Raw genomic sequence first — 26,081 nt, 5'->3', positions numbered from 1 at the left:
CCTCGATTGATGCTGTCGGATCGGACGCTCAGCGAGTCCGACGGGTCCCCTTCGGCGGGGAGGCGGTGCGCGGCGTCCGCAGGAGGAACGACGATCCGTTCGCGTCGGCTTCGGGGCGCCCGACAGGCACACCATACACACTGACTCCGGGCGTCCCTCGCCGTCTTCCGCTCGCCGCGCGCTGGGAGCACTCCGGCCGCCGCCCGGGAATCCGCCGAATCGGGAGGACCGCACCCGGTGACGGATCGCGGCGATCGGCGCATGATGAGGGGCATGGCAACGACGCACACCACCTCCGCTCCGACCACCTCCGCCTACACCGCGAAGTTCCTCGACGGGCCGCTCGAGGGCAAGACGCTCCGCCGCTCCTACGGCGAGGCGACGGCCCCGGCGGGCCGCCTCGAGATCCCGGCCGCCCGCGAGGGCACCCGCTACCTCTATCTCCTCGCCGGCGCTCTCGAGCACGACGAGGGAGCGGGCGCGCTGCCCACCGCGGCGGCCTACCGCTACCTGCGGGTCAGCGCCGACTGAGCCCCGGTCCCACCGGGCGGGTCGGACACCGGCGACCCGACCGAGCGCGGGAGCGCGCTGCCGTTGCGCCCCGGGCGCGGCGAAAGCCGTCGCCGCCGTCCCCGGCGCGGGAGGAGCATCACGGCGGCGGCCCGGCGCGCGACCGGGCGGGGAGCGCGAGCGGCCCGACGGACACGACGACCTCGACGGTCGCCACTCCTCCCTCCACCGCGCAGCCCGCGACGGTCGCCGTCATCGCCCCCGCGACGCGCTCGGCCGCCCCGCACGGCTCGCCCGGCAGCAGCCCGGAGGACACGTCGGCCGCGGCGAGCGCCGCCGCATCCGCCGCGGCCACGGCCCTCTGGTGCCCCACCACTCCCCCGCAACCGGCGAGCACGGCCGCGGTCACGAGGATCGTCCCCGCGACGACGCCGACCGCGACGACCGCCGCCGAGCCGTCCTCCCCTGCGCGGTCCGGCTCCGGCCGGGGGATCACCGCCCTCCGCCCAGCGCGCAGGACCGGACCGAGACCGGCAGCTCCAGCGCCGGCAGCGGCCGGAGCCGCGCGGCGACGTCCACGCAGACGAGCTCGCCGTCCGCGGAGGTCGCGACACTCGCTCCCGCATCGACCCGCGCGACGGGCCGACGAGGATCGTCCCCCCGCGCCAGCGACCGGGCCCCGTCCGCCGCGGCGTCGACCAGCCGGACGTACTGCGCCGAGGCCGCCACCGAGCCGAGGCAGAGCGCCAGCACGACCACCACCGCCGGCAGCACGACCGCCAGCTCGGCCGTCGCGGAGCCGTCCTCGCCTCGACGGCCGTCGGCGACCAGGTCCACTCTCGTTGCTGCACGGGCGCCACCCGGGCACCGCACCGCTCATCCCCCCGAGGTGAGCGCCCGGGTGACCAGGTCCGTGAGGATCCCGCGCACCTCGTCGCCCTTGAGGATCACCACCAGCAGACCTGCGAAGCCGACCGCGGCCATCGTCGCGATCGCGTACTCGGCCGTGGCCGAGCCCTCCTCGTCGCGCCATCCGCTCAGCGGCCCCGCCTCCCAGGCAGGGCCCGGGAAGCGCTCCCGCCCGGCACCGCCCCGCACTCGTCCGATCGTCCCCGCACCACTGCTCCGACTGCCGTTCATCCGCTCGCTCCGTTCGTCGTCACTGCCCCCACTCGAGGATCGCCGAGCACGGAGCGGGTCGGGGTGGCGAGCTCGCGAACGGTGGACAAGAGGAGAGAGGAGCGGCCTGTGGAGAGCTCCCGCGGGACCGCTCACCGCTGCGCCGCGAACGTCGAGAGCAGCACCGAGATCATCATCGGAGCCACGCCCAGCAGGAGGAACGCCGGCAGCACGCAGACTCCGAGCGGCAGCAGCAGCGTCACACCGAGCCTCGCCGCCCGCTCCCGCGCCTCGGACGCGGCCCGCACCCGCGCCAGTGCCGCCTCGCTGCGCAGCAGCCGGCCAGCGGGGACCCCCGCCGCGCTCGAGAGCGCGAGCACGGGCTCCGCCGCGGCCAGCGCGGGCGGCCCCGACGCGAGCCCGCACTCGGCGAGCGCCGCCAGCACCCGCTCCCGCCCGCCGCCGATCGACCCCCCGCCCGCGAGCGCGACCGCGAGCAGGTCGAGCGCCAGCCCCGGTGCCGGGTCCTCCGGGCCGGCGAAGCGGACGAGCCGGCGCGTCCACGCCACGGCACCGAGCATCAGCCCGAGCCCGCCCACCAGGCAGGCGAATCCCGGCACCGTCCCGATCAGCACGCCCAGCACATCGAAGCCCAGCAGCGTGCCGAAGCCGAGCGCCACCAGCGGCAGCCCGCCGACCACCCGGCTCGTCGCGAGCGGCCCCGCCAGGGCGACCTCGATGTCCCGCCGCGCCCGGCCGAGCTCCCGCAGGGAATCGGCCAGCTCGGCGAGGGCCGCGGCGATCGGCGCTCCGGAGTCCGCGGCCACCCGCCAGCAGGCGGCCAGGGCCGCCCAGGCCGTCTCCTCGCCGCGATCACGCGAACCCCGTGCCGCGCTCTCCCTGCGACGAGGTGCGCGCTCCGCGGTCCGCCGCTCCTCACCTCGGCGGGAGGCGGGCACACCCCGCAGGAGCGCCGCCGTCACGTCCCCGCCGCGCGCCGCCTCGACCGCCACCGCGCGCAGCAGCCGACGACGTCGCGCGGCACCGGCCGCCTCCGAGTCGTCCGACGCCGCGAGGTGCGCCAGCGCCGACGCCGGCGCGACGCCCCCCGCGAGCAGCACCGAGAGGCGGTGCACCACGGCCGCCACCTCGTCGCCCCCCTCCCCGCGCTTCACGGCGAGCCCCGCTGCGGCACGGCGCCCTCCTCGATCCGGAGCCGCCCGGCGCCGTCGAGCCGGAAGCAGCCCGAGGCCGCGAGCCGGCGCCGACCGCCCCGCCGCTCGAGATGCAGCACCAGATCGATCGCGCTGACCGTCTGCCGCGCGACCGCCTCCGGGCCCATGCCCGCGAGCGAGCCGAGCGCCTCCAGCCGGGCGGGCACGTCGGCGAGCGAGTTCGCGTGCAGGGTCCCCGCTCCGCCGTCGTGCCCGGTGTTCAGCGCCGAGAGCAGATCGCGCAGCTCGACGCCGCGGCACTCGCCGAGGACGAGCCGGTCCGGCCGCATCCGCAGGGCCTCGCGGACGAGGCGGTCGAGGCCGACTCCGCCCGCTCCCTCGAGGTTCGGCTGGCGCGCCTCCAGCGAGACGACGTGCGGATGCGCGGGCCGCAGCTCGCCGACGTCCTCGATCACGACCAGGCGCTCGTGCGGAGGTGCACAGCCCAGGAGGGCGCCGAGGAGCGTGGTCTTGCCCGATCCGCCGGCACCGGTGACGAGGAGGTTCCAGCGCGCGGCGACGGCCCGCCGCAGCAGGCCGCGGCCCGCGTCGTCGAGCATCCCCGCCGCGTGCAGCTCGTCGAGACTCCAGGCGTCGGCCCGCGGCACGCGCACCGAGATCAGCGTCCCCGCGGTCGCGACCGGCGGCAGCACCACGTGCACGCGGAGCCCGTGTTTCAGCCGCACGTCCACGCACGGGCTCGCCTCGTCGACGTGGCGTCCGCCGGCCGCGACCAGCGACACCGCGAGCCGTCGCGCTCCTGCCGCGTCGAGCGTCCACGTCGGCTCTCGCACTGCGCCCCCGCCGCGGTCGACCCAGAGACCCGAATCCCCGTTGACGAAGAGGTCGGTCACCGCCGGGTCGGCGGCGAACGGCGCGAGCAGGCCGAGCGCCGCCGCCGCCGGACGGACCGGCGCGGCCCGCAGTGCCTCGCCGTCGTCCTCACCCGGCGGGCGAGGTACGTCCGGGCGGTAGGCGGCGGGAACGAGCGGGACGAAACCGGTGGTCATCCGGGAACGCTAGGAGCGCGCGCCCTCCGGTGGCGCGCCGAGGACCGCATCGGTGGACGGCAGGGCCGAGGACGCCCCTGGGGAGGAGCGACGAGCTCGGGATCGGCGTCGTTTCCGCGAGCCGGAGGTCCAGCAGCCGGAGCTCGGGCACGCGATCCGAGACCCGGCACGCTGAAACCGGCCGATCGGGCGTGCCGGATGTGTTTCCGCGAGCCGGAGCTCCAGCAGTCGAGACTCGGGCACGCGATCCGAGCTCCGGCACGCCGAAATCGACCGATCCAGCGCGCCCAGCGTGTTCGGCCGAGCCGAAGGTGCAACCGGGCGATGCGGCCCGGCCGTGCGGAACCTCCGGGGAGCGGAACGCTCGACCAGCGGAGGGAAGAGAAGGGGGCGGCACCCATTGGGGGGAACAGGTGCCGCCTCGGCGGCGCTGGATTGGGGGGAATCACTCGCGCCGCTGAGCCGAAGTTCATTCGGCCGTATGCAACGTTAGGGCACGGAGGCGATTTCGCCAAGTCGGATCCGCGTTCTGAGCCGACTCTTCACGAAACCCCGCCGGACGGTCAGCTTCGCGTCGCCCCCTCCCCACCCGAGAGCCGGACGCTACGGTGGTCCGGAACCGACCACGCCGGCCGGCGCACGTCGCACTCGCGAAGGAGCGAATCGCAGATGTCCACACCCCTCGACGCGTCCGGGGCCGCAGGCTCGAGCGCCATCGACAGCCTCCAGCAGGAGACGCGCCGCTTCCCGCCGCCCGCCGAGTTCGCCGCCGACGCCGCCGCGACCGCCGGGAAGGCCGAGCAGGCCGCCGCCGACCGCCTCGCCTTCTGGGCCGACCGCAGCCGCGAGCTGCTGCACTGGCACCGGCCGTTCACGCGCACCCTCGACTGGAGCGAGCCGCCCTTCGCGCGCTGGTTCGACGACGGCGAGCTCAACGTCGCCTACAACTGCCTCGACCGGCACGTGCTGGCCGGTCACGGCGACCGCGTCGCGATCCACTGGGAGGGCGAGCCCGGCGACAGCCGCGACCTGACCTACGCCGAGCTCACCGCCGAGGTGAAGCGCGCGGCCAACCTCTTCACGAGCCTGGGCGTGCAGGCCGGCGACCGCGTCGCGATCTACCTGCCGATGATCCCCGAGGCCGTCATCGCGATGCTCGCGGTCGCCCGGCTCGGCGCCGTGCACTCGGTCGTCTTCGGCGGCTTCAGCGCCGAGAGCCTGCGCGCGCGGATCGACGACGCCGAGGCGAAGCTCGTCGTCACCGCCGACGGCGGCTGGCGCAAGGGCTCGGTCTTCCCGCTCAAGCCCGCGGTCGACGCGGCGCTGGCGCTGGACGGCGGCGCGTCGAGCGTCGAGCACGTCCTCGTCGTCCGCCGCGGCGGCAACACCGTCGAGTGGAGCGCCGGCCGCGACCTGTGGTGGCACGAGGAGATCGTCGCGGTGGACGCCGACCACGTCGCGCGGCCGTTCCCCGCCGAGCAGCCGCTGTTCATCCTCTACACGAGCGGCACGACCGGGAAGCCGAAGGGCATCCTGCACACCAGCGGCGGCTACCTCACCCAGGTCGCGTACACCCACCGCACGGTCTTCGATCTCAAGCCCGAGACCGACGTCTACTGGTGCACCGCCGACGTCGGCTGGATCACCGGGCACAGCTACGTGGTCTACGGACCGCTCGCGAACGGCGCCACCCAGGTGATGTACGAGGGCACGCCCGACACCCCGCACGCCGGACGCTGGTGGGAGATCATCGAGAAGCACGGCGTCACGATCCTCTACGCCGCCCCCACGGCGATCCGCACCTTCATGAAGCTCGGCCGGCAGATCCCGCAGCGCTTCGACCTCTCGAGCCTCCGCCTGCTCGGCTCGGTCGGCGAGCCGATCAACCCCGAGGCCTGGATCTGGTACCGCGACGTCATCGGCGGCGGCCGCGCCCCGATCGTCGACACCTGGTGGCAGACCGAGACCGGCGCGATCATGGTCTCGCCCCTGCCCGGCGTCACGACCCTGAAGCCGGGCTCGGCGCAGGTCCCCGTCCCCGGGATCTCGATCGACGTCGTCGACGACTCCGGCGCCCCGGTCGGCGCGGGCTCCGGCGGGCTGCTGGTCATCACCGAGCCCTGGCCGTCGATGCTGCGCGGCATCTGGGGAGACCCGGACCGCTACGTCGAGACCTACTGGTCGAAGTTCGGCGACCGCTACTTCGCCGGCGACGGCGCGCGGCTCGACGAGGACGGCGACCTGTGGCTGCTCGGCCGCGTCGACGACGTGATGAACATCTCCGGCCACCGCCTGTCGACGGCCGAGATCGAGTCGGCCCTCGTCTCGCACCCGGTGGTCGCGGAGGCGGCCGTGGTGGGCGCGGCGGACGAGACCACCGGCCAGGCCGTCGTCGCCTTCGTCATCGCCAAGGCGAGCCAGGCGGAGGCGCTCGCCAGCGGCCACGACGAGCTCGAGGCGACGCTCAAGGCGCACGTCGCCGAGCACATCGGCGCGATCGCCCGGCCGAAGCGCATCTTCATCGTGCAGGAGCTGCCGAAGACCCGCTCCGGCAAGATCATGCGCCGGCTCCTGCGCGACGTGGCCGAGGGCCGGGCCGTCGGCGACACGACCACGCTGGCCGACACGCAGGTGATGGCCGTCATCTCCTCCGCGGTCGCCGCCGACGACTGAGCCCCGGACGACTGAGCCGCCGAGGGCCGAGCCGCCCGGAACGCCGAAGGGCGCCGCCTCCCGAGAGGGGAGAGCGGCGCCCTTCGGCGTCGAGCCGGGACCCGGTTCAGGCGAAGGCGACGATCAGCTCGACCTCGACCGGTGCGTCGAGCGGGAGCTCCGCCACGCCGACCGCCGAGCGGGCGTGCCTGCCCGCCTCGCCGAAGATCTCGCCGAGCACCTCGGAGGCGCCGTTGATGACGCCGGGCTGGCCGTTGAAGCCGGGAGCGGAGGCGACGAAGCCGGTCACCTTGACGATCCGGGTCACGCGGTCGAGCGAGCCGATCACGTCGGCGATCGCGGCCAGCGCGTTCAGAGCGCAGACGCGCGCCAGGTCCTTGGCGGCCTCGGGATCGACGCCCGCGCCGACCTTGCCGGTCGCGGGCAGCGCGCCGTCGACGAAGGGGATCTGCCCGGCCGTGAAGACCAGGTTCCCCTCGACGACGGCCGGGATGTAGGCGCCGGCCGGCACCGCGACCGCGGGGAGCTCGATGCCCAGCTCGGCCAGGCGCTCGGCGATCACGCGCCGACCTCGGCGACCGGGCGCTTGAGGTAGGCCACGAGCCCGCCCTCGGGACCGGTGACGATCTGGACCAGTTCCCAGCCCTCGGAGCCCCAGGTGTTCAGGATCGCGGTGGTGTTGTGGATCATCAGCGGCGTCGTGATGTATTCCCAGCGGGGGACGGACATGGCTCTCCTCGTGAGGCAGGGGTGCGGATGCCGGGCGCACCGCACCCGGAGGAGTCGGCGCCGGCGGGTCGAGCGCCGCGTCCGGTGTCAGGAGCGGCGGTTACGCTGATTCTATGTCGGGGGCAGTCGGGAACAGGGTCGTCACGTCCATCGGCGCCGCGGTCGGAGGACTGATCGGGATCGTCGCCATGAGCGTCGTCGCCGGAGTCCTCGTCGCGGCGTCGGTCACTCCGGCGATCGCGCTCGGCGGGATGGCCGCGAACAACACGGTCACCATGTTCGACAACCTCCCGGGCTACCTCGAGATCGGCACGCTCGCCGAGAAGAGCGACGTCTATGCGAAGGGCGCCGACGGCCAGGACGTGCTCCTCGCCTCGTTCTACGCGCAGAACCGCGTGGAGGTCGGCTGGGACGACATCTCCCCCTTCGTCAAGGACGCGGTCGTCGCCTCGGAGGACCCGCGCTTCTACGAGCACGGCGGCATCGACCTGCTCGGCACGATCCGCGCCGCGGCCACGGTCGCCTCCGGCGGCAACGTGCAGGGCGGCTCGTCGATCACGCAGCAGTACGTCAAGAACGTGCTCGTGCAGAAGGCGGAGGCGCTCTCCGACCCGATCGAGCGCGACGCCGCCTACCGCGAGGCCACCGAGACCACGGCCGAGCGCAAGGTCGCCGAGATGCGGCTCTCGATCGGGCTCGAGAAGGAGTACCCGAAGAACGACATCCTGCTCGGCTACCTCAACATCGCGCTGTTCGGCGGCACCGTCTACGGCATCGAGGCGGCGGCGCGGTACTACTTCGACACCAGTGCCCGCGACCTCACCCTCGCGCAGTCCGCCGCCCTGATCGCCATCGTGAACAATCCCGAGAAGTTCCGCTTCGATCGCCCGGACGACCCGGCCAACCTCGCGGTGGAGGGCTACCCCGAGACGCTCAACCGCCGGAACTACATCCTCACGCGGATGGGGATCGAGTCGAAGGTCACCCCCGAGCAGATCGGCGAGGCCGCCTCGACGCCGGTCGTCCCCGTGATCACGGAGCCGAGCACCGGCTGCCAGACCGCCGGCATCGCGGCCTACTTCTGCGACTACGTGACCTGGGTGATCAAGAACGACGACGCCTTCGGCGCCAGCCAGGACGAGCGCGACGCGACCTTCAAGCGCGGCGGCTACCAGATCTACACGACCCTCGACTCCGATCTGCAGGAGGCCGCGGTCGCCGCCACCGAGGACTGGGTGCCGAAGTCGATGGCCCGGGTGAACATCGGCAGCGCGAGCGTCTCGGTCGAGGTCGGCACCGGGCGCATCCTCGCGATGACGCAGAACAAGGACTACTCGAACGATCCCGACGTCAGCGGCGCCAACTACACCAGCGTCAACTACAGCACCGACTTCGGCTACGGCGGCTCGAGCGGCTTCCAGGTCGGCTCGACCTACAAGGTCTTCACCCTCGCCGAGTGGCTGCAGGAGGGCCGGGCCCTGAACGAGACCGTCGACGGCACCCGTCGCGCGTACACGACCTTCCGCGACAGCTGCGAGCCCGACGGCACCTACTACGGCGAGCCCTGGGACCCCAAGAACGACGAGGGCGGCAACGGCGGCGTCTACTCCGCGCTCGACGCCACCAAGGGCTCGATCAACACCGGCTTCGCCGCGATGGCGGAGCAGCTCGACCTCTGCGGCATCCGCAACACCGCGCTCGCGATGGGCGTGCACCGCGCCGACGGCACCGAGCTGCAGAAGTTCGCGCCGACCATCCTCGGCACCAACGAGATCGCGCCGCTGACCATGGCGACCGCGTTCGCCGGCTTCGCGAACAAGGGCACCGTCTGCACGCCGATCGCGATCGACCGGATCGTCGACCGCGGCGGCGCCGATGTCGCCCCGCCGGCGAGCACCTGCACGCAGGGGATGTCCGAGGAGGTCGCCGCGACCGCCGACTTCGCCCTGCAGCAGGTGATGACGGGCGGCACCGGCCGCGCCTCCGCGACCGGCACCGGCGTCCCGCACATCGGCAAGACCGGCACCACCGACAACGCGGTGCACACCTGGATGGTCGGCGCCAGCACCGAGGTGGCCACGGCGACCTGGGTCGGCAACGTCAGCGGCTTCACCTCGATGCGCGGCTTCAGCCTCAACCGGGTCAACGCCGGTCAGGTGCGCCACCAGATCTGGCCGCGGATCATGCGCGTCGCCGACCAGAAGTACGGCGGCTCGGCCTTCCCCTCGCCCCAGCAGTCGCTCGTCGACGCGCCCCAGCAGGCGGTGCCCGAGGTGACCGGCCAGAACCCCGCCGCCGCCACCGCGCGCCTGCGCGAGCTCGGCTTCGTCGTGACGGTCGACCCGAACCGCGTGCCGTCCGATCGACCCGCGGGCTCGGTCGCGCAGACGAACCCGCCGGCCGGCTCCCGCCTCTCCCGCGGGGCCCCGATCGCACTGCAGATCAGCGCCGGTCCGTCCACCCCGCCGCCGCGCGGCTGACGCCGGGTCGTCCCCCGGGCCGGGTCGGGCAGACTGTACGCGGCCGCTCCCGCAGCCCCGCCCCGACGAGAGAAGGATCCATGACCGGACGCAGCAGCGCTCGCCCCCTCACCACGGCCCTCGCGGCCGTCGCCGCCGTCGGGAGCGCCGCCGCCGTCTGGGGCATCACCGTCGAGCGGACGATGTTCACGGTCCGCCACGAGTCGGTGCCCGTCCTGCCCGCGGGCTCCGCACCGCTCCGGATCCTGCACTTCTCCGACCTGCACATGGCGCCGTGGCAGACGAAGAAGCAGGACTGGCTGCGCTCGCTCACCGCCCTGGCCCCCGACCTCGTCGTGGGCACCGGCGACAACCTCGGGCACCGCGACGGCGTCCTCGGCATCCGCCGCGCACTCGAGCCCTTCGCCGGCGTGCCCGGCGTCTTCGTCCACGGCTCGAACGACTACTTCGGACCCCGGGTGAAGAACCCGCTGCGCTACTTCCGCGGCCCGTCGAAGAACCCCGCGCGCAACGCCAGCGACCTCGACACCGCAGCGCTGACCGGATTCTTCACGGAGGAGCTCGGCTGGCAGGACCTCAACAACACGGCGCACGCCCTCACCGTCCGCGGCACCCGCGTCGAGCTCTTCGGCGTCGACGACCCGCACATCGGCCTGGACCGCATCGACCTCGTGGCGGGCGCCGTGGACGAGCTGCGGGCCTCTGCCGAGGAGCCGGCCGGCGTGAGCATCGGCGTCGCGCACGCGCCCTACCAGCGCGTCCTGGACGACTTCGTCGCGCGGGGGGCGGAGGTGATCCTCGCGGGCCACACCCACGGCGGTCAGGTCTGCGTGCCCGGCTTCGGCGCACTGGTGACCAACTGCGACATCCCCCGCGACAAGGTGTCCGGCTTCTCCACCTGGGACAACGGCCTGCACAGCTCCTTCCTCAACGTCTCCGCCGGAGTGGGCACCTCGATCTACGCGCCGGTGCGCTTCGCCTGCCGCCCCGAGGTCAGCCTGCTGACGCTCGAGCCGGTGGCCTGAGCGGTCCCGCTCGAGGAGTCCCGCGCGAGGCGCCGCGACCGGTGTCCGACACCGCCGCGGAAATCGGCTACTATTGACGAGGCTCGTGAGCGGTTCACCGCGAAGAGTCCACCGGGGTGTGGCGCAGCTTGGTAGCGCGCCTCGTTCGGGACGAGGAGGTCGTGGGTTCGAATCCCGCTACCCCGACCGGTGAGAAGCCCGGCCAGGATCGATGATCCGGCCGGGCTTCGTCGTTCCGCGGTGCGGACGGACAGGGCTACGCCGCGGTGCGGACGGACAGGGCGGCGCCAGAGCGCCGATGTTCCGACGCCAGGGCCCTCGGAGCCCGACGCAGCCGGGAAGACTGGAGCGCTCTCGCCGTCGCTGACGACGCGCTCCCTCCCGTCGCCGCAGCGACCCTCGCCGAGACGAGAACCGTGCCTCGACCCCCGACCCGGCTCACCGTCGTCGTCGCCCTCGCCTACGCGCTGGTCCTGGCCACCGTGGTCTTCTGGCCGACACCGGTCGACGGCGGGCACGCCGGCGAGCTGAAGCAGGTCCTCGCGCAGCCCCGCGCCCAGAGCCTCGGGCTCCTCGGCTACGGCGGGATCGAGGCGACGGCGAACGTGCTGCTCTTCGTCCCGCTCGGACTGCTCGCGGCGCTGCACCTCCGCCGGCACCGGGCGTGGCTCGCCGTCCTGCTCGGCGCGGCGACCAGCGCCGCCGTGGAGACCGTGCAGCTCCTGCTGCTGCCCCAGCGCCACGCGGACGTGCACGACGTGCTGGCGAACACCGCGGGCGCCGCGATCGGCGCGGTCCTCGGCGTCGTCCTGCGCCGACGACTCCCGGCACGACGACGCCGGAGGGCGGCGGAGCGGAACCGCGCTCGCGCACGTGTCCCGCTCCGCCGCCCTCCGGCGTGACAGGGGTCGATCCCCCGGGTGGAACGGAGCGGCCGCCGGTCAGCGGGCGGCCGTCGATCGCCGTGGATCAGCGGCCGAGGCCGCGGTACTCCCAGCCGGCGGCGCGCCAGGCGTCCTGGTCGAGGCAGTTGCGGCCGTCGACCACGAGCTTCCCGGCCACCTTCTCGCCCGCGGCGACGGGGTCGATCGCGCGGAACTGCTTCCACTCGGTGACGACCACGACGGCGTCGGCACCGCGCAGGGCCTCGTCGATGTCGGTCGTGTAGGTGATGTCGGGGTAGCGGCGGCGCGCGTTCTCGATCGCCTCGGGGTCGGTCGCGACCACGTCGGCGCCGAGGTCGTGGAAGCGGGTCGCGACGTCGAGCGACGGCGAGTCGCGGACGTCGTCCGACTCCGGCTTGAACGCGAGGCCGAGAACGGCGATCTTCCTGCCCTCGACCGAGCCGCCGAGGCCCTCGGTGACGAGGTCGACCACGCGCTGGCGGCGGCGCAGGTTGATCGCGTCGACCTCCTTGAGGAAGGCGACCGAGTCGCCCACGCCGAGCTCGTCCGCGCGGGCCGAGAAGGCGCGGATGTCCTTGGGCAGGCAGCCGCCGCCGAAGCCGATGCCGGCGTTCAGGAAGCGGCGGCCGATGCGGACGTCGTAGCCGATGGCGTCGGCGAGCTGCGTGACGTCGGCGCCGGTGACCTCCGCGATCTCGGCGATGGCGTTGATGAACGAGATCTTGGTGGCGAGGAAGGCGTTCGCCGAGACCTTGACCAGCTCCGCGGTCGCGTAGTCGGTGACCACGAGCGGCGTCTCGGCGGCCAGCGCCGTCGCGTAGACCTCGTCGAGGGTCGCCTTGGCGGCCTCGCCGGCCGCGCCCGCGGGCACGCCGTAGACCAGGCGGTCGGGGCTGATCGTGTCCTCGACGGCGAAGCCCTCGCGGAGGAACTCGGGGTTCCAGGCGAGCGTCGCGCCGCTGGCGGCGATCCGCTCGGCGAGTCGCGCGGCGGTGCCGACCGGGACGGTCGACTTGCCAACGACGAGCGAGTCCGCCGTCAGCAGCGGCAGGATGCCGTCGATCGCGGCGTCGACGTAGGTCATGTCGGCCGCGTTCTCGCCCTTCTTCTGCGGCGTTCCCACCGCGATGAAGTGCACGGCGGCGTCGGCGGCGTCGGCCGTGTCGGTCGAGAAGCGGAGGCGGCCGGAGGCCACGCCCGAGGAGAGCAGCTCGGGCAGACCGGGCTCGAAGAACGGAGCGGTGCCGGCGGAGAGCGCCTCGATCTTCGCGGGGTCCACGTCGATGCCGATGACGTCGTGGCCGAGCTCGGCCATCGCGGCGGCGTGGACGGCTCCGAGGTAGCCGCAACCAATGACAGAAAGCTTCACGGGATTTCTCCGAATCGTAGGCGGGTCGATGTCGCGTCGGCGACTGCAGGAGGGAGGAACGGGTGGAGCGGAGGGAGCCCGCGCGGCACGCGCGAGGTCAGCTCCGCGCCAATGCTCTCAGATCCCGGGAGATGTCGTGGACGGCCGCGGCGATCTCCTGAGCGACGCGGACGTGCGTGCTCTCGCTGCGGCCGATCGGATCGTCGATGTCGTCGCCCTCGCCGCGGGGCGCCCGGCCCCGGTTCGCCGCGGCGAGCCGCACCACCGAGCGCAGTCGAGCGGCGGGGTCCTCGACCGCGGGGATCGGCACCTCGGCGAGGACGAACGGGAGCACGCGGGCGAACTCGCGCAGGGTGAAGCCGCGCAGCAGGAGCGGCGGGTGGCTCCGCGACGCGTCGACGAGGTGGTCGCGGGTCATCGCGAGCATCAGGTCCGCCTCGCCCGCGAGGGCGTCGGAGAGCTTCGCGCTGAGGTGGCCGGACGGGTCGCCGCCGAGCTCGGCGGACAGGCGAGCGGAGGTCGGCTCCATCGGGTAGCCGTCCCGCGTCTGCACGCCCGCGCTGCGGAAGGCGAGGAGCGCCGCTCCGCTCGGTGCGGTGAGGTCGCCCAGCTGCGCCCGCAGGAGCTGCTCCGCCATCGGCGAGCGGCAGATGTTGCCGGTGCAGACCGAGAGGACGGTGAAGACCGGAGCGGCGGGCGTCGAGGCCGCCTCACCGGGGCGCCACCCGCGCCGGGCGCGCCGCAGGCCGTCGTCCCCCGGGAACGTCATCCGTGGCCGCTCAGACCGCGCTGGGGGCCGGGGCAGGAGCCGGAGCGGCTGCCGCGTCCGGACGCGCGCCCGACTTCTGCGAGCCGTAGTAGCTCGTGTAGTAGTAGCCGTAGCCGCGGCCGACCTGGCCCCGCGGGGGAACGCGGTTGAGGATGACGCCGAGGGTGTGGCCGCTGACGCGCTCGAGGTTCTGGATCGCCTTGCCGAGCTCGTCGGTCGTCGTCCGGCCGGCCGAGATGACCACGAGGGCGCCGTCGGTGCGGGCGGTGAGGATCGCGCCGTCGGTCACGGGCAGCAGCGGCGGGGCGTCCACGAGCACGATGGCCTCGCGGGCGATCTCGTGCAGGAGCATGTCCATGCCGTTCGAGCCGAGCAGCTCGCTCGGGTTCGGCGGGATCGAGCCCGCACCGAGGATCCAGAGGTTGCCGGAGGGACCCCAGGGCTGGAGCACGTCCTGCAGCTCGGCCTTGCCGATCAGCAGGTCGGTGAGGCCGACCCCGGGGACGAGGCCGAAGGACTTCGCGACGGTGGGCTTGCGGAGGTCGCCGTCCACGACGACCGTGCGCTGACCGGAGGCGGCGAGCGTCACCGCGAGGTTCGCGGTCACGGTCGACTTGCCGTCGGAGGGCAGCGGGCTGGTCACGACGATGATCCGCGGCGGGCTGTCGACGTTCATGAACTGCAGGTTCGTGCGCAGCTCGCGCAGCGCCTCGGCGAGCGCGTGCTTGCCGTCGGACTTCACGTAGTCGGTCGTGTCCGCCTCGGGCACGATGCGGTTGGTCTCGTTCAGGCGCTTGTCGACGGGGAGCGTGCCGACGACCGGGAGGTCGAACAGCCGCTCCACCACCTCGGCGGTGCGGATGCGGCGGTCGAGGGTGTTGCGGACGAAGGCGTAGACGAGGCCCAGCACGAGGCCGGCCAGCGCGCCGACGCCGAGCACCAGGCGCACGTTCGGGAACTCCGGGGAGGACGGCAGAGCGGCGGACTGGACGCCGGAGAGGCTGACGGTGTCGCCCGCTCCCGACTCCTGGTTCACCTGCTGGATGCGGACGGCGATCGCGTCGATCCAGGCGTCGGCGAGGGTGCGGGCGCCCTCCGGGGTGGACGCCGTCGCGCGGACGTTGAGGATCGGCGACTCCGGATCGGGAGTGACCTGGACGGCGGTGATCAGCGACTCCGCCGTCACGTCGAGCCCGAGGTTCCCGATGACGATCTCGGCGACGTTCCGCGACTTCGCGATCGGGACGTAGGTGAGGGTGCTCGACTTCGCGACGGAGTCCGCGATCTGGCGCAGGTAGATCGCCTGGCTCGGGTCTCCCCCGGCATCGGCGACGGCCGCCGAGACGAGGCCCTGCGCCTCCGCGGCGTAGCGCGGCTTCTGGGTCAGCGACCAGCCGTAGGCGACGAGGGTGCCCAGGAGCACGGCTGCGACGAGGGCGATCCAGTGATCGCGGAGAAGTCGGAGGACGTCTCTAAGTTCCACAGTGTCAAGTTCCTTCACTGGTCCGGACCGATCGGCGACTGCCGGAGACGGGCTTCAGAATCATTGCACGCCGGTGTATCGGCCCCGTTTCGGGGACCGTCAGACGTGCACCCCTTCCGGGGTGGGCTGGAGCGGAGTCGCTCTCGCGATCACGCCGAGCCCGAGCAGCTCGTCGACGGCGGCGGACACCGCGGCCGAGGCGTCGATCCCCTCCGGCGGTCCGCCGAGCTCGGCCAGCACCGCGGCGACGAGGTCGGGCAGATCGGCGCAGCCGGCCGCGGAGCGCCAGAGGACCGGCCCGATCCCGGCGAGCCGGATCACCGTGTTCTGGCGGAAGACGAGAAGCTCGCCGCTGGGCAGCGCCAGCGCGTCGTCGACCTCCGCGCGGCGCAGGGAGCCGCCGGCGGCCGCGTCCTCCGCCTCCAGCGGAAGCGCGACGACGTCGTGCCAGACCGCCGGCGCCGGCTCGGCCGGAGCGGCGAGCAGACCGTCGACGAGATCGAGCACGTCCGCCGCCTCGGAGTAGACCAGTCGATTCGCGCCACCGACCGAGGCGATCGTGCGGACCAGCGCCGAGAGTGCCCTGGGCCGGGCGGCGAGGTAGGAGGTCTGGGGCACCAGGGCGTCGATCGCCACGGTCGGCTCGACCTGCTCGAGGCGGGGCACGTCGACGCCGTCACGGCGCTCGAGCAGGACGATCCCGGCCAGCACGAGCGGCGCCTGCGGAACGGGGCGCAGACCGAGGTCGACCGGCGAGAGCTGGGCCTTCGGCGCGCTGCCGGTCGCGGGCTTCACCGACAGCGGCTTCGGATAGGGCAGCACAGTGCCGTCGGGAGTGACGGCGACCGTCTCGTCGGTCACGTAGCCGAAGCGCTCCCCCAGCACCCGCGAGGCGGTCGTCTTGCCGGTGCCGGAGGCGGCCACGAACGCGAGCACGCGGCCGTCGTCGGCGGCGACGCCGCAGGCGTGCAGCATCAGGAGGTCGCCGCGGCGCTCACCGATGGCCTCGAGCGTGAGCGTCGACGTGAGCGACTCCTCGAGCTGCGCGACGGAGTGCGAGACGACCCGGACGCCGCCCGGCGGGACCGAGCCGGGGAGCGACACCTCGGCGGAGATCACGCGCGCGTCGGCGCTGTCGGCGGCGGCGCAGGAGCGCCAGCTGCTCCGGATCCGCGCGACGTCCTCGTCGGACAGTCCGGGCCCGAACTCGACGCGGAACGGGACCTCGAGGATCGCCAGCGACATGCTGCGCGGTCCGGATCGCTCGTCACCGGGCTGGTCGGCACCCGTCTGCACGGAGGAGCTCAATACGCCCCGTCCCGCGCCAGGACCGCGCGAGCAGTCTTGAAGAGGATGACGATGTCGCCGGTCATCGACCAGTTCTCCACGTAGTAGAGGTCGAGGCGGACGGTGTCCTCCCACGACAGGTTGGAGCGGCCGCTCACCTGCCAGAGGCCGGTGATGCCGGGCTTCATCAGGAAGCGGCGGTGCACGTGCTCCTCGTACTGCTCCACCTCGCGCGCCAGCGGCGGGCGGGGGCCGATCAGCGACATGTCGCCGCGGAAGACGTTGAGGAACTGCGGCAGCTCGTCGAGGCTGAAGCGGCGGAGGACGGTGCCGACCTTGGTGACCCGGGGGTCCTTGGCCATCTTGAAGAGGATGCTGTTGCCCTCGTCGCGCTGCTGGGCGGCGAGCTCGGCGAGGCGCGCCTCGGCGTCGACCACCATCGAGCGGAACTTGAGCATCTCGAAGGTCGAGCCGTTCAGCCCGATGCGCTCCTGGCGGAACAGGATCGGGCCCGGGCTGGTCGTCTTCACCAGCACCGCGACGACGATCAGCACGGGAGCGCTGAGGATGATCAGCATCGTCGACGCGGCGATGTCGAAGAGCCGCTTCGCGAAGCGCTGGCGGCCGTCGAAGCGCGGGGTCTCGACGTGGATCAGCGGCAGGCCGGCGACCGGCCGGGTGTGGATGCGCGGGCCGCCGATGTCGGTGAGGCTCGGCGCCACGACGAGGTGCTCGCGGCCGGGCTCGAGCGTCCAGCTGAGCTCGCGGATGCGCTGCGGGGCCAGCTCGTCGGAGCTCGTGACGACGACGGTGTCGGCACCGGTCGCGTCCATCACGGCGCGCACGCCGTCGATCCCGGAGAAGCCGTGCAGCGAGAGGCCCGCCAGCTCGGCCTCGCTCGTGAGCGCCTCGGCGCCGCCGACGGAGGTGGAGACCGCGCCGACCAGCTTGTAGCCGGCCTCGGTGCCGCGCCGGAGCTCGCGTGCGGTGTGCAGCACGCTCGCGCGGGAGCCGAGCAGGACGACCTGGCTGGAGAAGCGGCCGACCTTGCGCTGGCGGGTCAGCCAGGAGCGCCAGACCAGACGGCCGACGCAGATCAGCAGGATCCCGGCGGGGAACGCCGTGATGATGTAGCCGCGCGCCAGCAGGATCTGCAGGAGGTAGGCGATGATCGCGACGATGCCGAACAGCCAGATGGAGGCGTCGACGATCCGCCGGTACTCGACGTAGCCGGTGCCGACGATGCGGCGGTCGCGGGTGTCGAAGACCTGCAGGGCGAGGAGCCAGCCGATCGAGAGCACGACGGACACCCAGGTGTAGCTGACGGCGATGTCGACGGGATTGTTGAAGCCCACGTCGGAGTTCAGGTCGAGATCGAACCAGAACAGCTGCGTGCCGAAGACCGAGACGAGGATCGCGACGACGTCGGTGGCGAGGAGGCGCCGGCGGTAGTCCTGCTCCCAGGACGGGCGGCGCTTCGGCGGAGTCTCCTGCGAAGCCATCGAACCCCCCGGTCTCGCGTGCTGCGTCGGAAGGCCTGCGTGCGTTTCCGGTGATGTCACGCCCGCAAGGCTACCCACTTCCCTGTTTCATTCGGGTCACGCCCGATGAGCACTGCTCGACACTGCTAGCCGCGCAGGCGTCCGCGGCTCTCCTGCAGATAGCACGAGCCGCAGAGCGACTCGTAGGTGACCTCGGCCCCGTCGATGGCGACCTGGTCGCCGTCGAAGACGAATCGGCCGTCGACCACCCGACCGTTGAAGATCGCCTTCCGCCCGCAGCGGCAGATCGTCTTCAGCTCCTCGAGGCTGTGCGCGATCTCGAGGAGCCGCCTGCTTCCGGGGAACGCGGCGGTCCGGAAGTCGGTCCGGATGCCGTAGGCGAGGACGGGGACGTTCTCCAGGATCGCGATCCGGAGCAGATCGTCGACGTGCGACTCCGGCAGGAACTGCGCCTCGTCGACGAGCAGTGCGCTGACGTCGCGGCTCGTCTCGGCGAGCACGCGGGCGCGCGCGGCGGAGAAGACGGCGACCGGATCGCCGTCGGGCTCGAACAGGATGTCCACCGGACGGGTCACGCCGAGGCGGGACACGATGAGCTCGTCGCCCTTGGTGTCGACGGCCGGTTTCGCGAGCAGCACCCGGTGCCCGCGCTCCTCGTAGTTGTGCGCGGCCTGCAGGAGCGAGGTGCTCTTGCCGCTGTTCATCGCGCCGTAGCGGAAGTAGAGCTTCGCCATCAGGTCCTGTCTCTGCTCGTGGGCGGGCGGTGCCCGCGGGCCGCGCCCGGCGCGGTCCTCGTGGTCGTCGTGGTCGTGGTGGTCGTGGTGGTCGTCGTGCCGTCGGCGGTCGTGCCGGTCACTCGAGGAGGCCGTCCTCCGCCGCCCGCCGGATCAGGTCGGCGCGCCGGCTGGCCGGGCGGCCGATCTTGGCGTACTTCTGCCGGACGCGGCGCAGATAGGTCTTCGCCGTCTCGAACTGGACGTTCATCCTCGCGGCGACCTCGGGAGTGCTGGCGCCGGCGACGTAGTGGCGCAGCGCCTCCAGTTCCCCCGCGCTCAGGCGCGGACGCTGCTGCGCGGCCACCCCGATCGGCAGCGGGCGCCACTGCGCGGCGGACCCCGCGGTGGAGCGCATCGCCATCGCCGAGCGCGCCGCCTCCATGACGTCCTGCATCGACTGCGCCTTCGTGAGGTGCCGGGCGGCGCCGGCCCGCAGCGAGCGCTCGCGGATCTCATCGTCCTCGCGCTCGGCGAGGACGATCACGGTCGCGCCCGCGGCACGGCAGGTGCGGATCCGCGCCTCGATCGAGATCGGCTCGCTCAGCTCGAAGTCCATCAGGACGACCTGCGTCGGGAACACCGTGCTGGTGACCAGCTCCATCCAGGTGCCGGCGCTCACGACGAGCTCGAAGTCCGGGGCGTTGGCGGCGATCCAGCTGCTCATGCTGTCCAGGAGCAGCTCGTGGTCGTCGAGGATGCCGAGCCGGACCGGTCGCGCGCCGCCGTCGGCGGAGGGGGTCTCGGCGGACCGGGACTCAGCGGACCGGGTCTCGACGGACCGGGACTCTGCGGCCCGGGCGGAGGAGCCGGACGTCGGCTCACCGGGGCGAGGGAGCATGCGACGATCCTAGCCGCGGGCCGGATCGCCTCCGCGGCCCTCTCAGAACAGCGTCGGCTGGCCCACCCCGGGCAGCAGAGAGGCGCCGTCCTCGCCCAGCTCGCGGAGGATCAGACCGCCGCCGCGGAGACCGGCGTGCCGGGCCGGCTCATCGCCGTCCTGCGGGCGGCCGTGCTCGCCGCCCAGGGTCCGCAGCACACCGAGCGAGGGCAGCGCCGAGGCGCCGCGCGCGGTCGGCCCTAGCGCGGAGGAGCGCATCGAGCCGGTCGCCGGGTCGGCCTCCCCCTCCTCCAGCCGGTGGTCGCGCATCAGCGGGCGGATCCGGGCGGACAGCCAGCGGCGGTACTCGGCGGGCGCGTAGGCGGAGCGCCCGGGGTAGAGGGAGCGGTAGCGGTCGAGCAGCTCGGGGTGCTCCTGCGCGAGCCACTGCAGGAACCACTCCTTGACTCCGGGCTTGAGGTAGAGGGTCGAGTACATGATCGTGCTCGCCCCCGCCTCGCGGCAGGCGCGGAGCGAGGCGTCCAGGTGGGCGCGGGTGTCGGTGAGGAACGGCAGGATCGGCATCAGGAAGACCGAGCACTCGAAGCCCGCCTCCCGGGCGGCCGTGACGGTCGCCAGCCGGGCCGCGGCGGACGGAGCGCCGGGCTCGATCGAGCGCTGCAGATCCTCGTCGAAGACCGCGATCGAGACGCCGAGGTCGACGGGCACGTGCTCGGCGGCCTCGCGCAGCAGCGGCAGGTCGCGCCGGAGCAGCGAGCCCTTGGTCAGGATCGAGATCGGGGTGCCGGAGGCGGCCAGCGCGGCGATGATGCCGGGCATCAGCCGGTAGCGGCCCTCCGCCCGCTGGTACGGGTCGGTGTTGGTGCCGAGCGCGACGGGGTGCCGCTCCCAGCTCGGCCGGGCGAGCTCCCGGGTGAGCACCTCGGCGACGTTCACCTTGACGACGATCTGCGAGTCGAAGTCGCGCCCGCCGTCGAACTCGAGGTACTCGTGGGTGGGCCGGGCGAAGCAGTAGGTGCAGGCGTGAGTGCAGCCGCGCATCGGGTTGATCGTCCAGCCGAACGGCATCTTCGACGAGGAGTGCACCCGGTTCAGCGCCGACTTGGCGAGCACCTCGTAGAAGGTGATGCCGTCGAACTCGGGGGTGCGGACGGTGCGGACCAGCTCAGTGAGCTTCACCAGGCCCGGGAGCGCGGCCTCGTCCGCCGCGCCGATCGCCTGTCCGCTCCACCTCATGCGTCCATTAGAACATGTGTTCGAACGTTTCGGTGGAGTCATGCTGGTCGAGTAGCCGCGAAGCGGCGTATCGAGATCCTCCGTCCTCAGCAGGTCGGGTCTGCAGAACCTTCTTCTGACGAAGGTGGATCTCGATACGCCCGCTGCGCGGGCTACTCGATCAACATGCGGCTTCGCGCCCTCGGTGCTCAGACGGAGGCGCGGAGCGCGAGCGCCTCCGAGGTGGCGGCGACGGTGCGCTCGGCCGTCTCCGGGGCGTCGTTGAGCGTCGAGCCGTAGCTGGGGACGAGCGAGCGGATCCGCGGCTCCCAGGCCTTCATCCGGTCGGGGAAGCAGCGCTTGACGATGTCCAGCATGATCGGCACCGCCGTCGAGGCGCCGGGCGAGGCGCCCAGCAGACCGGCGATCGTGCCGTCCGCCCCGGTGATGACCTCGGTGCCGAACTGCAGCACGCCGCCCTTCTTCTCGTCCTTCTTCATCACCTGGACGCGCTGGCCGGCGGTGATCAGGTACCAGTCCTCGGAGCGGGCGGTGGGCAGGAACTCGCGCAGCGCCTTCATCTTCTTGTCGCGACCGGCCAGCACCTCGCCGAGCAGGTACTTCATCAGGTCGAGGTTGTCGCGGGCGACGGCGAGCATCGGGCCGATGTTGTGCGGGCGGATCGACAGCGGCAGGTCGAGCCAGGAACCGCGCTTGAGGAACTTGGGGGTGAAGCCGGCGTACGGGCCGAACAGCAGCGAGGCCTGGCCGTCGACGACGCGGGTGTCGAGGTGCGGGACCGACATCGGCGGGGCGCCGACGGCGGCCTTGCCGTAGACCTTCGCCTGGTGCCGGGCGACGATCGCCGGGTTGTCGGTCCGGAGGAACTGCCCCGAGATGGGGAAGCCGCCGAAGCCCTTGATCTCGGGGATGCCGGACTTCTGCAGCAGGTGCAGGGCCCCGCCGCCGGCGCCGACGAAGACGAAGCGGGCGACGACCTTCTTGGGCGTGCCGCCGACCTTCTGCTTGAGGTCCAGGCGCCAGGTGCCGTCCTTCTGCCGGGTGATGCCGGTGACCTCGTGGCCGGTGTCGAGCGTGCCGCCGTGCGCGACGACGTGGTCGAAGAGCTGGTGGGTGAGCGCGCCGAAGTCGACGTCGGTACCGGCCGGGATGCGCGTCGCGGCGTAGGGTCCACCGCCGGCGGGGCGCTGCTCCATCAGCAGCGGCGCCCACTCGTGGATGGTCTTCGTGCTCTCGGTGAACTCCATGCCGGCGAAGAGCGGCTGGTCCTTCAGCGCCTCGTAGCGCTTGCGGAGGTACTCGACGTTGGCCTCGCCGTGCACGAAGGTCATGTGCGGAGCGGAGTTGATGAAGCTCGAGGGCTCGCGGATGTCACCGGCCTCGACCAGGCTCGACCAGAACTGGCGCGAGATCTGGAACTGCTCGTTGATCTGGATCGCCTTGGCGGGGTCGACGGAGCCGTCGGCCGCCTCGGGCATGTAGTTCAGCTCGCAGAGGGCGGCGTGGCCCGTGCCCGCGTTGTTCCAGGGGTTCGACGACTCCTGCGCCACGTCGCCGAGGCGCTCGTAGGCGGCGATGGTCCAGTCGGGCTGGAGCTTGGTGAGGAGTGCACCGAGGGTGGCACTCATGATGCCCCCACCGATGAGGGCGACGTCGACCGGTTCCGAGGAGTTCACGAGAGTCGAGTTTACCGTCGGGCGCCGGGCGGGAGGCGGGCAGGGGGGCCGCTCCCCCATCAAATTGACGGCTTTTCCCGTCGGCGGGCGGCGGCGGCGGCCGCTGCTCGGGCGGGTGGGTCTCGATACGCCGCTCCGCGGCTACTCGACCAGCAGGCGGGCGCCGCGGCGCGCAGGCGGCGCTCCATGCTGATCGAGCAGCCCTCGCAGAGGGCGTATCGAGATCCGCGCCGGGTCAGGCGACGGGCTGCTTCGCCGCGATCAGCTCGGCGATCTGGACGGCGTTGAGCGCCGCGCCCTTGCGGAGGTTGTCGTTGCTGATGAAGAGGGCGAGGCCGCGGCCCTCGGGGGCGCCCTCGTCGGCGCGGATGCGGCCGACGTAGCTCGGGTCGCTGCCGGCGGCCTCGAGCGGGGTCGGGACCTCGCGCAGCGCGACTCCGGGGGCGTCGGAGAGCAGCTCGCGGGCGCGCTCGGGGCTGAGCGGCGCCGAGAACTCGACGTTCACCGAGAGCGAGTGGCCGGTGAAGACCGGCACGCGCACGCAGGTCCCCGAGACCAGCAGGCCGGGGAGCTCGAGGATCTTGCGGCTCTCGTTGCGGAGCTTCTTCTCCTCGTCGGTCTCGTTCAGGCCGTCCTCGACGAGGCTGCCGGCGAACGGGATGACGTCGAAGGCGATCGGCGCGACGTACTTGTCCGGCGCCGGGAAGGCGACCGCCGAGCCGTCGTGCACGAGGTCGAGCAGGTGCTCGTCGGCGACGGCGGCGCGGACCTGGCCGGCCAGCTCGTTCGCGCCGGCGAGGCCGCTGCCGGAGACGGCCTGGTAGGTGCTGACGATGAGGCGGGTGAGCCCGGCCTCCTGGTCGAGGACCTTGAGGATCGGCATCGCGGCCATCGTGGTGCAGTTCGGGTTCGCGATGATGCCCTTCACGGCCTGCTCGATCGCGTGCGGGTTCACCTCGCTGACGACCAGCGGCACCTCGGGGTCCATCCGCCAGGCGCTGGAGTTGTCGATGACGACGGCGCCCGCGGCGGCGAAGCGCGGTGCCTGCGCACGCGACCCCGTCGCTCCGGCCGAGAACAGCGCGATGTCGAGCCCCGAGGGGTCGGCGGTCTCGGTGTCCTCGACGACGATGTCCTCGCCGCGGAACGGCAGGGTCGTGCCGGCCGAGCGGGCGGTCGCGAAGAAGCGGATCGACGCGATCGGGAAGTCGCGCTCCTCGAGGAGGCGGCGCATGACGGTGCCGACCTGGCCGGTGGCTCCGACGACTCCGACGTGGAGGGGGGTGCTGCTCATGCTGGGCTCTTTCGTCCGTGGGCCGCTCGCGGGAGGAGCGGCACGAAGGGGTGCTGGCGGGAGGGCCGGGGCGGGCTCCCCGGAGACGGTACCGAACGACGGCGGAGTCGATGGGGCCGGAGGGTGCGATCGGCGGGATCGCGAGGGCGTTCGGCGGTCAGCGCCCGGTGCCGGCGTAGACGACGGCCTCGTCCTCGGCGTCGAGGCCGAAGGCGGTGTGCACGACGCGGAGGGCGTCGTTCACCGTGTCGGCGCGGGTCACGACCGAGATGCGGATCTCGCTCGTGGAGATCATCTCGATGTTGATCCCCGCCTCGTAGAGCGAGCGGAAGAGCTTGGCCGAGACGCCCGCGTTGGTGCGCATGCCGGCGCCGACGAGCGCGAGCTTGGCGATCTGGTCGTCGTACTGCAGCGACTCGAAGCCGACCTCGTCCTTCTCGGCGTTCAGCGCCGTGAGGACGGTCTGGCCGTCGGCCTTGGGCAGCGTGAAGGAGATGTCGGTGCGGCCGGTCGCGGCGGCGGAGACGTTCTGCACGATCATGTCGATGTTCGACCCGGTCTTCGCGACGATCGTGAAGATCTGCGCGGCCTTGCCCGGGATGTCGGGCACCCCGACGACGGTGATCTTGGCCTCGTTGAGATCGGCGGCGACTCCGGCGATGATCGGCTCTTCCACGGGCTGTCCATTCTTCTCGGTGCTTCCGGGGGCGTCCTCGCCGGGCACGGCGTTGTAGACGATGGTGCCCTCATTGGGGCTGAACGACGAGCGCACGTGCAGGGTGACGCCGTGGCGGCGGGCGAACTCGACGGCGCGGATGTGCAGGACCTTCGCGCCGGCGGCGGCGAGCTCGAGCATCTCCTCGCTGGAGATGCGGTCGAGCTTGCGGGCCTTCTTGACCACCCGCGGGTCGGCGGTGAAGACGCCGTCGACGTCGGTGTAGATCTCGCAGGTGTCGGCGCCGAGGCCGGCGGCGAGCGCGACCGCGGTGGTGTCCGAGCCGCCGCGGCCGAGGGTGGTGATGTCCTTGGTGTCGCGGTTGAAGCCCTGGAAGCCGGCGACGATGACGACCGCGTTCTCGTCCAGCGCGGCGCGCAGGCGGACCGGGGTGATGTCGACGATGCGGGCGGCGCCGTGCTGGGCGTCGGTGATCATGCCGGCCTGGCTGCCGGTGAAGGAGCGGGCGTCGTAGCCCATGCTCTTGATCGCCATGGCGAGCAGCGCCATCGAGATCCGCTCGCCGGAGGAGAGCAGCATGTCGAGCTCGCGGGGCGCGGGGATCGGCGTGACCTGGTGGGCCAGCTCGAGCAGGTCGTCGGTGGTGTCGCCCATCGCGGAGACGGCGACGACCACGTCGTTGCCCGCCTGCTTCGTCGCGACGATGCGCTTCGCGACCCGCTTGATGCTCTCCGCGTCGGCGACGGAGGACCCGCCGAACTTCTGGACGATCAGGCTCACGCGCTACTCCCGGGTCAGTGGCTCGGGCCGTGGCGACCCGACGCAGGAGTCTACCGGCGGGCGCATGCGCGAGGGGTCATGTTGCGGCGGCGGGCCCGACCGGCGGGTCCGCGTCAGTTCTCGACGAGGCGGCGGCCCTCGAAGGCGCGGCCGAGGGTGATCTCGTCGGCGTACTCGAGGTCGCCGCCGACGGGGAGGCCGGAGGCGAGGCGGGTGATGCGGATGCCGAGGGTGCTCAGCATGCGGGAGAGGTAGGTCGCGGTCGCCTCGCCCTCGAGGTTGGGGTCGGTCGCGATGATGACCTCCTGGACCTCGCCGTCGGCCAGGCGCTGCAGCAGCTGGCGGATCCGGAGCTGGTCGGGGCCGATGCCGTCGATCGGGCTGATCGCGCCGCCGAGCACGTGGTAGAGGCCGCGGAACTCGCGGGTGCGCTCGATGGCGGGGACGTCCTTCGCCTCCTCGACGACGCAGATGACGGCGCGGCTGCGGCGCGGGTCGCGGCAGATGCCGCAGGTCGCCTCCTCCGCGACGTTGCCGCAGATGTCGCAGAAGTGCACGCGGTTGCGCAGCTCCAGCAGGATCTCGGCGAGACGCGTGACGTCGAACGTCTCGGTCTGCAGGATGTGGAACGCGATGCGCTGGGCCGACTTCGGGCCGATGCCGGGGAGCCGGCCGAGCTCGTCGATCAGCTCCTGGACGATTCCTTCGTACATGCGGTCGCCTCCTCTCG

General features: G+C 72.7%; 24 protein-coding genes and 1 tRNA gene. 6 read left to right on the top strand and 19 right to left on the bottom strand.

Features of this window, described 5'->3' with window-relative positions; translation table 11 throughout:
- Positions 1-273 precede the first annotated feature (273 nt).
- Positions 274-531 carry a hypothetical protein gene (locus MT350_RS10415; protein ID WP_123447682.1) on the top strand — a complete coding sequence of 86 codons (258 nt, stop codon included), beginning with the start codon at positions 274-276 and terminating at the stop codon, positions 529-531.
- A 118-nt stretch (positions 532-649) separates the two neighbouring features.
- Here the strand turns inward: MT350_RS10415 and MT350_RS10410 are convergent, their stop codons facing one another.
- From MT350_RS10410 to MT350_RS10390, 5 genes are all read right to left on the bottom strand, one after another.
- The gene (locus tag MT350_RS10410; RefSeq protein ID WP_243615877.1) at positions 650-1,006 is read right to left on the bottom strand and encodes an Rv3654c family TadE-like protein; all 357 of its coding nucleotides are present in this window, start codon (positions 1,004-1,006) and stop codon (positions 650-652) included.
- Positions 1,003-1,347 (bottom strand): TadE family type IV pilus minor pilin, encoded by a 345-nt coding sequence (locus tag MT350_RS10405; protein WP_243615876.1) that lies wholly within the window; start codon positions 1,345-1,347, stop codon positions 1,003-1,005. Before MT350_RS10405 ends, MT350_RS10410 begins: the two co-directional genes overlap by 4 nt.
- 39 nt (positions 1,348-1,386) lie before the next feature.
- Positions 1,387-1,551 carry a DUF4244 domain-containing protein gene (locus MT350_RS10400; protein ID WP_243598702.1) on the bottom strand — a complete coding sequence of 55 codons (165 nt, stop codon included), beginning with the start codon at positions 1,549-1,551 and terminating at the stop codon, positions 1,387-1,389.
- A 230-nt stretch (positions 1,552-1,781) separates the two neighbouring features.
- The gene (locus MT350_RS10395; protein WP_243615875.1) at positions 1,782-2,804 is read right to left on the bottom strand and encodes a type II secretion system F family protein; all 1,023 of its coding nucleotides are present in this window, start codon (positions 2,802-2,804) and stop codon (positions 1,782-1,784) included.
- Positions 2,801-3,853, bottom strand: a complete 1,053-nt coding sequence (locus MT350_RS10390) for a TadA family conjugal transfer-associated ATPase (RefSeq protein WP_243615874.1) — start codon at positions 3,851-3,853, stop codon at positions 2,801-2,803. Before MT350_RS10390 ends, MT350_RS10395 begins: the two co-directional genes overlap by 4 nt.
- 669 nt (positions 3,854-4,522) lie before the next feature.
- On the opposite strand from MT350_RS10390, the gene acs reads away from it, so the two are divergent.
- Positions 4,523-6,526, top strand: a complete 2,004-nt coding sequence (acs, locus tag MT350_RS10385) for an acetate--CoA ligase (protein ID WP_243615873.1) — start codon at positions 4,523-4,525, stop codon at positions 6,524-6,526.
- 106 nt (positions 6,527-6,632) lie between these two features.
- On the opposite strand, the gene MT350_RS10380 is transcribed toward acs, so the two are convergent.
- The gene (locus MT350_RS10380) at positions 6,633-7,088 is read right to left on the bottom strand and encodes a RidA family protein (protein ID WP_243615872.1); all 456 of its coding nucleotides are present in this window, start codon (positions 7,086-7,088) and stop codon (positions 6,633-6,635) included.
- Positions 7,085-7,255 carry a hypothetical protein gene (locus MT350_RS10375; protein WP_165909148.1) on the bottom strand — a complete coding sequence of 57 codons (171 nt, stop codon included), beginning with the start codon at positions 7,253-7,255 and terminating at the stop codon, positions 7,085-7,087. Before MT350_RS10375 ends, MT350_RS10380 begins: the two co-directional genes overlap by 4 nt.
- Positions 7,256-7,368: 113 nt before the next feature.
- Between MT350_RS10375 and MT350_RS10370 the strand changes: the two genes are divergently transcribed.
- The 4 genes from MT350_RS10370 to MT350_RS10355 all read left to right on the top strand — a co-directional run bounded on the left by MT350_RS10370 (position 7,369) and on the right by MT350_RS10355 (position 11,662).
- Positions 7,369-9,735: a transglycosylase domain-containing protein gene (locus MT350_RS10370; RefSeq protein ID WP_243615871.1), complete on the top strand. Its 2,367-nt coding sequence runs from the start codon at positions 7,369-7,371 to the stop codon at positions 9,733-9,735.
- 80 nt (positions 9,736-9,815) lie between these two features.
- Entirely contained in the window at positions 9,816-10,760 is a 945-nt protein-coding gene (locus MT350_RS10365) for a metallophosphoesterase (protein WP_243615870.1), read from the top strand.
- A gap of 112 nt (positions 10,761-10,872) precedes the next feature.
- Positions 10,873-10,946, top strand: a tRNA-Pro gene (locus tag MT350_RS10360).
- Between the two features lie 230 nt (positions 10,947-11,176).
- Positions 11,177-11,662 carry a VanZ family protein gene (locus MT350_RS10355; RefSeq protein ID WP_243615869.1) on the top strand — a complete coding sequence of 162 codons (486 nt, stop codon included), beginning with the start codon at positions 11,177-11,179 and terminating at the stop codon, positions 11,660-11,662.
- Positions 11,663-11,729: 67 nt separating this feature from the next.
- On the opposite strand, the gene MT350_RS10350 is transcribed toward MT350_RS10355, so the two are convergent.
- The 12 genes from MT350_RS10350 to recR all read right to left on the bottom strand — a co-directional run bounded on the left by MT350_RS10350 (position 11,730) and on the right by recR (position 26,064).
- Positions 11,730-13,034 carry a UDP-glucose/GDP-mannose dehydrogenase family protein gene (locus MT350_RS10350; RefSeq protein ID WP_123733618.1) on the bottom strand — a complete coding sequence of 435 codons (1,305 nt, stop codon included), beginning with the start codon at positions 13,032-13,034 and terminating at the stop codon, positions 11,730-11,732.
- Between the two features lie 97 nt (positions 13,035-13,131).
- Positions 13,132-13,803 carry a low molecular weight phosphatase family protein gene (locus MT350_RS10345; RefSeq protein WP_123737561.1) on the bottom strand — a complete coding sequence of 224 codons (672 nt, stop codon included), beginning with the start codon at positions 13,801-13,803 and terminating at the stop codon, positions 13,132-13,134.
- 10 nt (positions 13,804-13,813) lie between these two features.
- Positions 13,814-15,286 (bottom strand): polysaccharide biosynthesis tyrosine autokinase, encoded by a 1,473-nt coding sequence (locus MT350_RS20455; RefSeq protein WP_185020496.1) that lies wholly within the window; start codon positions 15,284-15,286, stop codon positions 13,814-13,816.
- A gap of 99 nt (positions 15,287-15,385) precedes the next feature.
- Complete coding sequence (locus MT350_RS10335) at positions 15,386-16,594, bottom strand: hypothetical protein (RefSeq protein WP_243615868.1); 1,209 nt, start codon at positions 16,592-16,594, stop codon at positions 15,386-15,388.
- Complete coding sequence (locus MT350_RS10330) at positions 16,591-18,075, bottom strand: sugar transferase (RefSeq protein ID WP_123737558.1); 1,485 nt, start codon at positions 18,073-18,075, stop codon at positions 16,591-16,593. Before MT350_RS10330 ends, MT350_RS10335 begins: the two co-directional genes overlap by 4 nt.
- Positions 18,076-18,200: 125 nt before the next feature.
- Positions 18,201-18,809, bottom strand: a complete 609-nt coding sequence (locus MT350_RS10325; RefSeq protein WP_243598438.1) for a thymidine kinase — start codon at positions 18,807-18,809, stop codon at positions 18,201-18,203.
- A gap of 118 nt (positions 18,810-18,927) precedes the next feature.
- Positions 18,928-19,689, bottom strand: a complete 762-nt coding sequence (locus MT350_RS10320; protein ID WP_123737557.1) for a response regulator transcription factor — start codon at positions 19,687-19,689, stop codon at positions 18,928-18,930.
- Between the two features lie 42 nt (positions 19,690-19,731).
- Positions 19,732-20,925 carry an Rv2578c family radical SAM protein gene (locus tag MT350_RS10315; protein WP_243615867.1) on the bottom strand — a complete coding sequence of 398 codons (1,194 nt, stop codon included), beginning with the start codon at positions 20,923-20,925 and terminating at the stop codon, positions 19,732-19,734.
- A gap of 188 nt (positions 20,926-21,113) precedes the next feature.
- Positions 21,114-22,661, bottom strand: a complete 1,548-nt coding sequence (locus MT350_RS10310; RefSeq protein ID WP_279391994.1) for a malate:quinone oxidoreductase — start codon at positions 22,659-22,661, stop codon at positions 21,114-21,116.
- A 175-nt stretch (positions 22,662-22,836) separates the two neighbouring features.
- Positions 22,837-23,895 (bottom strand): aspartate-semialdehyde dehydrogenase, encoded by a 1,059-nt coding sequence (locus tag MT350_RS10305; RefSeq protein WP_243615866.1) that lies wholly within the window; start codon positions 23,893-23,895, stop codon positions 22,837-22,839.
- A 157-nt stretch (positions 23,896-24,052) separates the two neighbouring features.
- Complete coding sequence (locus MT350_RS10300; RefSeq protein ID WP_123447701.1) at positions 24,053-25,351, bottom strand: aspartate kinase; 1,299 nt, start codon at positions 25,349-25,351, stop codon at positions 24,053-24,055.
- A 113-nt stretch (positions 25,352-25,464) separates the two neighbouring features.
- On the bottom strand, positions 25,465-26,064 hold the full coding sequence (gene recR / locus MT350_RS10295) for a recombination mediator RecR (protein ID WP_123447702.1): 600 nt from the start codon (positions 26,062-26,064) through the stop codon (positions 25,465-25,467).
- Positions 26,065-26,081: the final 17 nt, after the last annotated feature.

Source organism: Rathayibacter sp. VKM Ac-2928, from assembly GCF_022815545.1.
GTDB classification, from domain to species: Bacteria; Actinomycetota; Actinomycetes; order Actinomycetales; family Microbacteriaceae; genus Rathayibacter; species Rathayibacter festucae.
The sequence above is the reverse complement of the archived record's forward strand: the minus strand, read 5'-3'. Positions and strand labels throughout refer to the sequence as shown.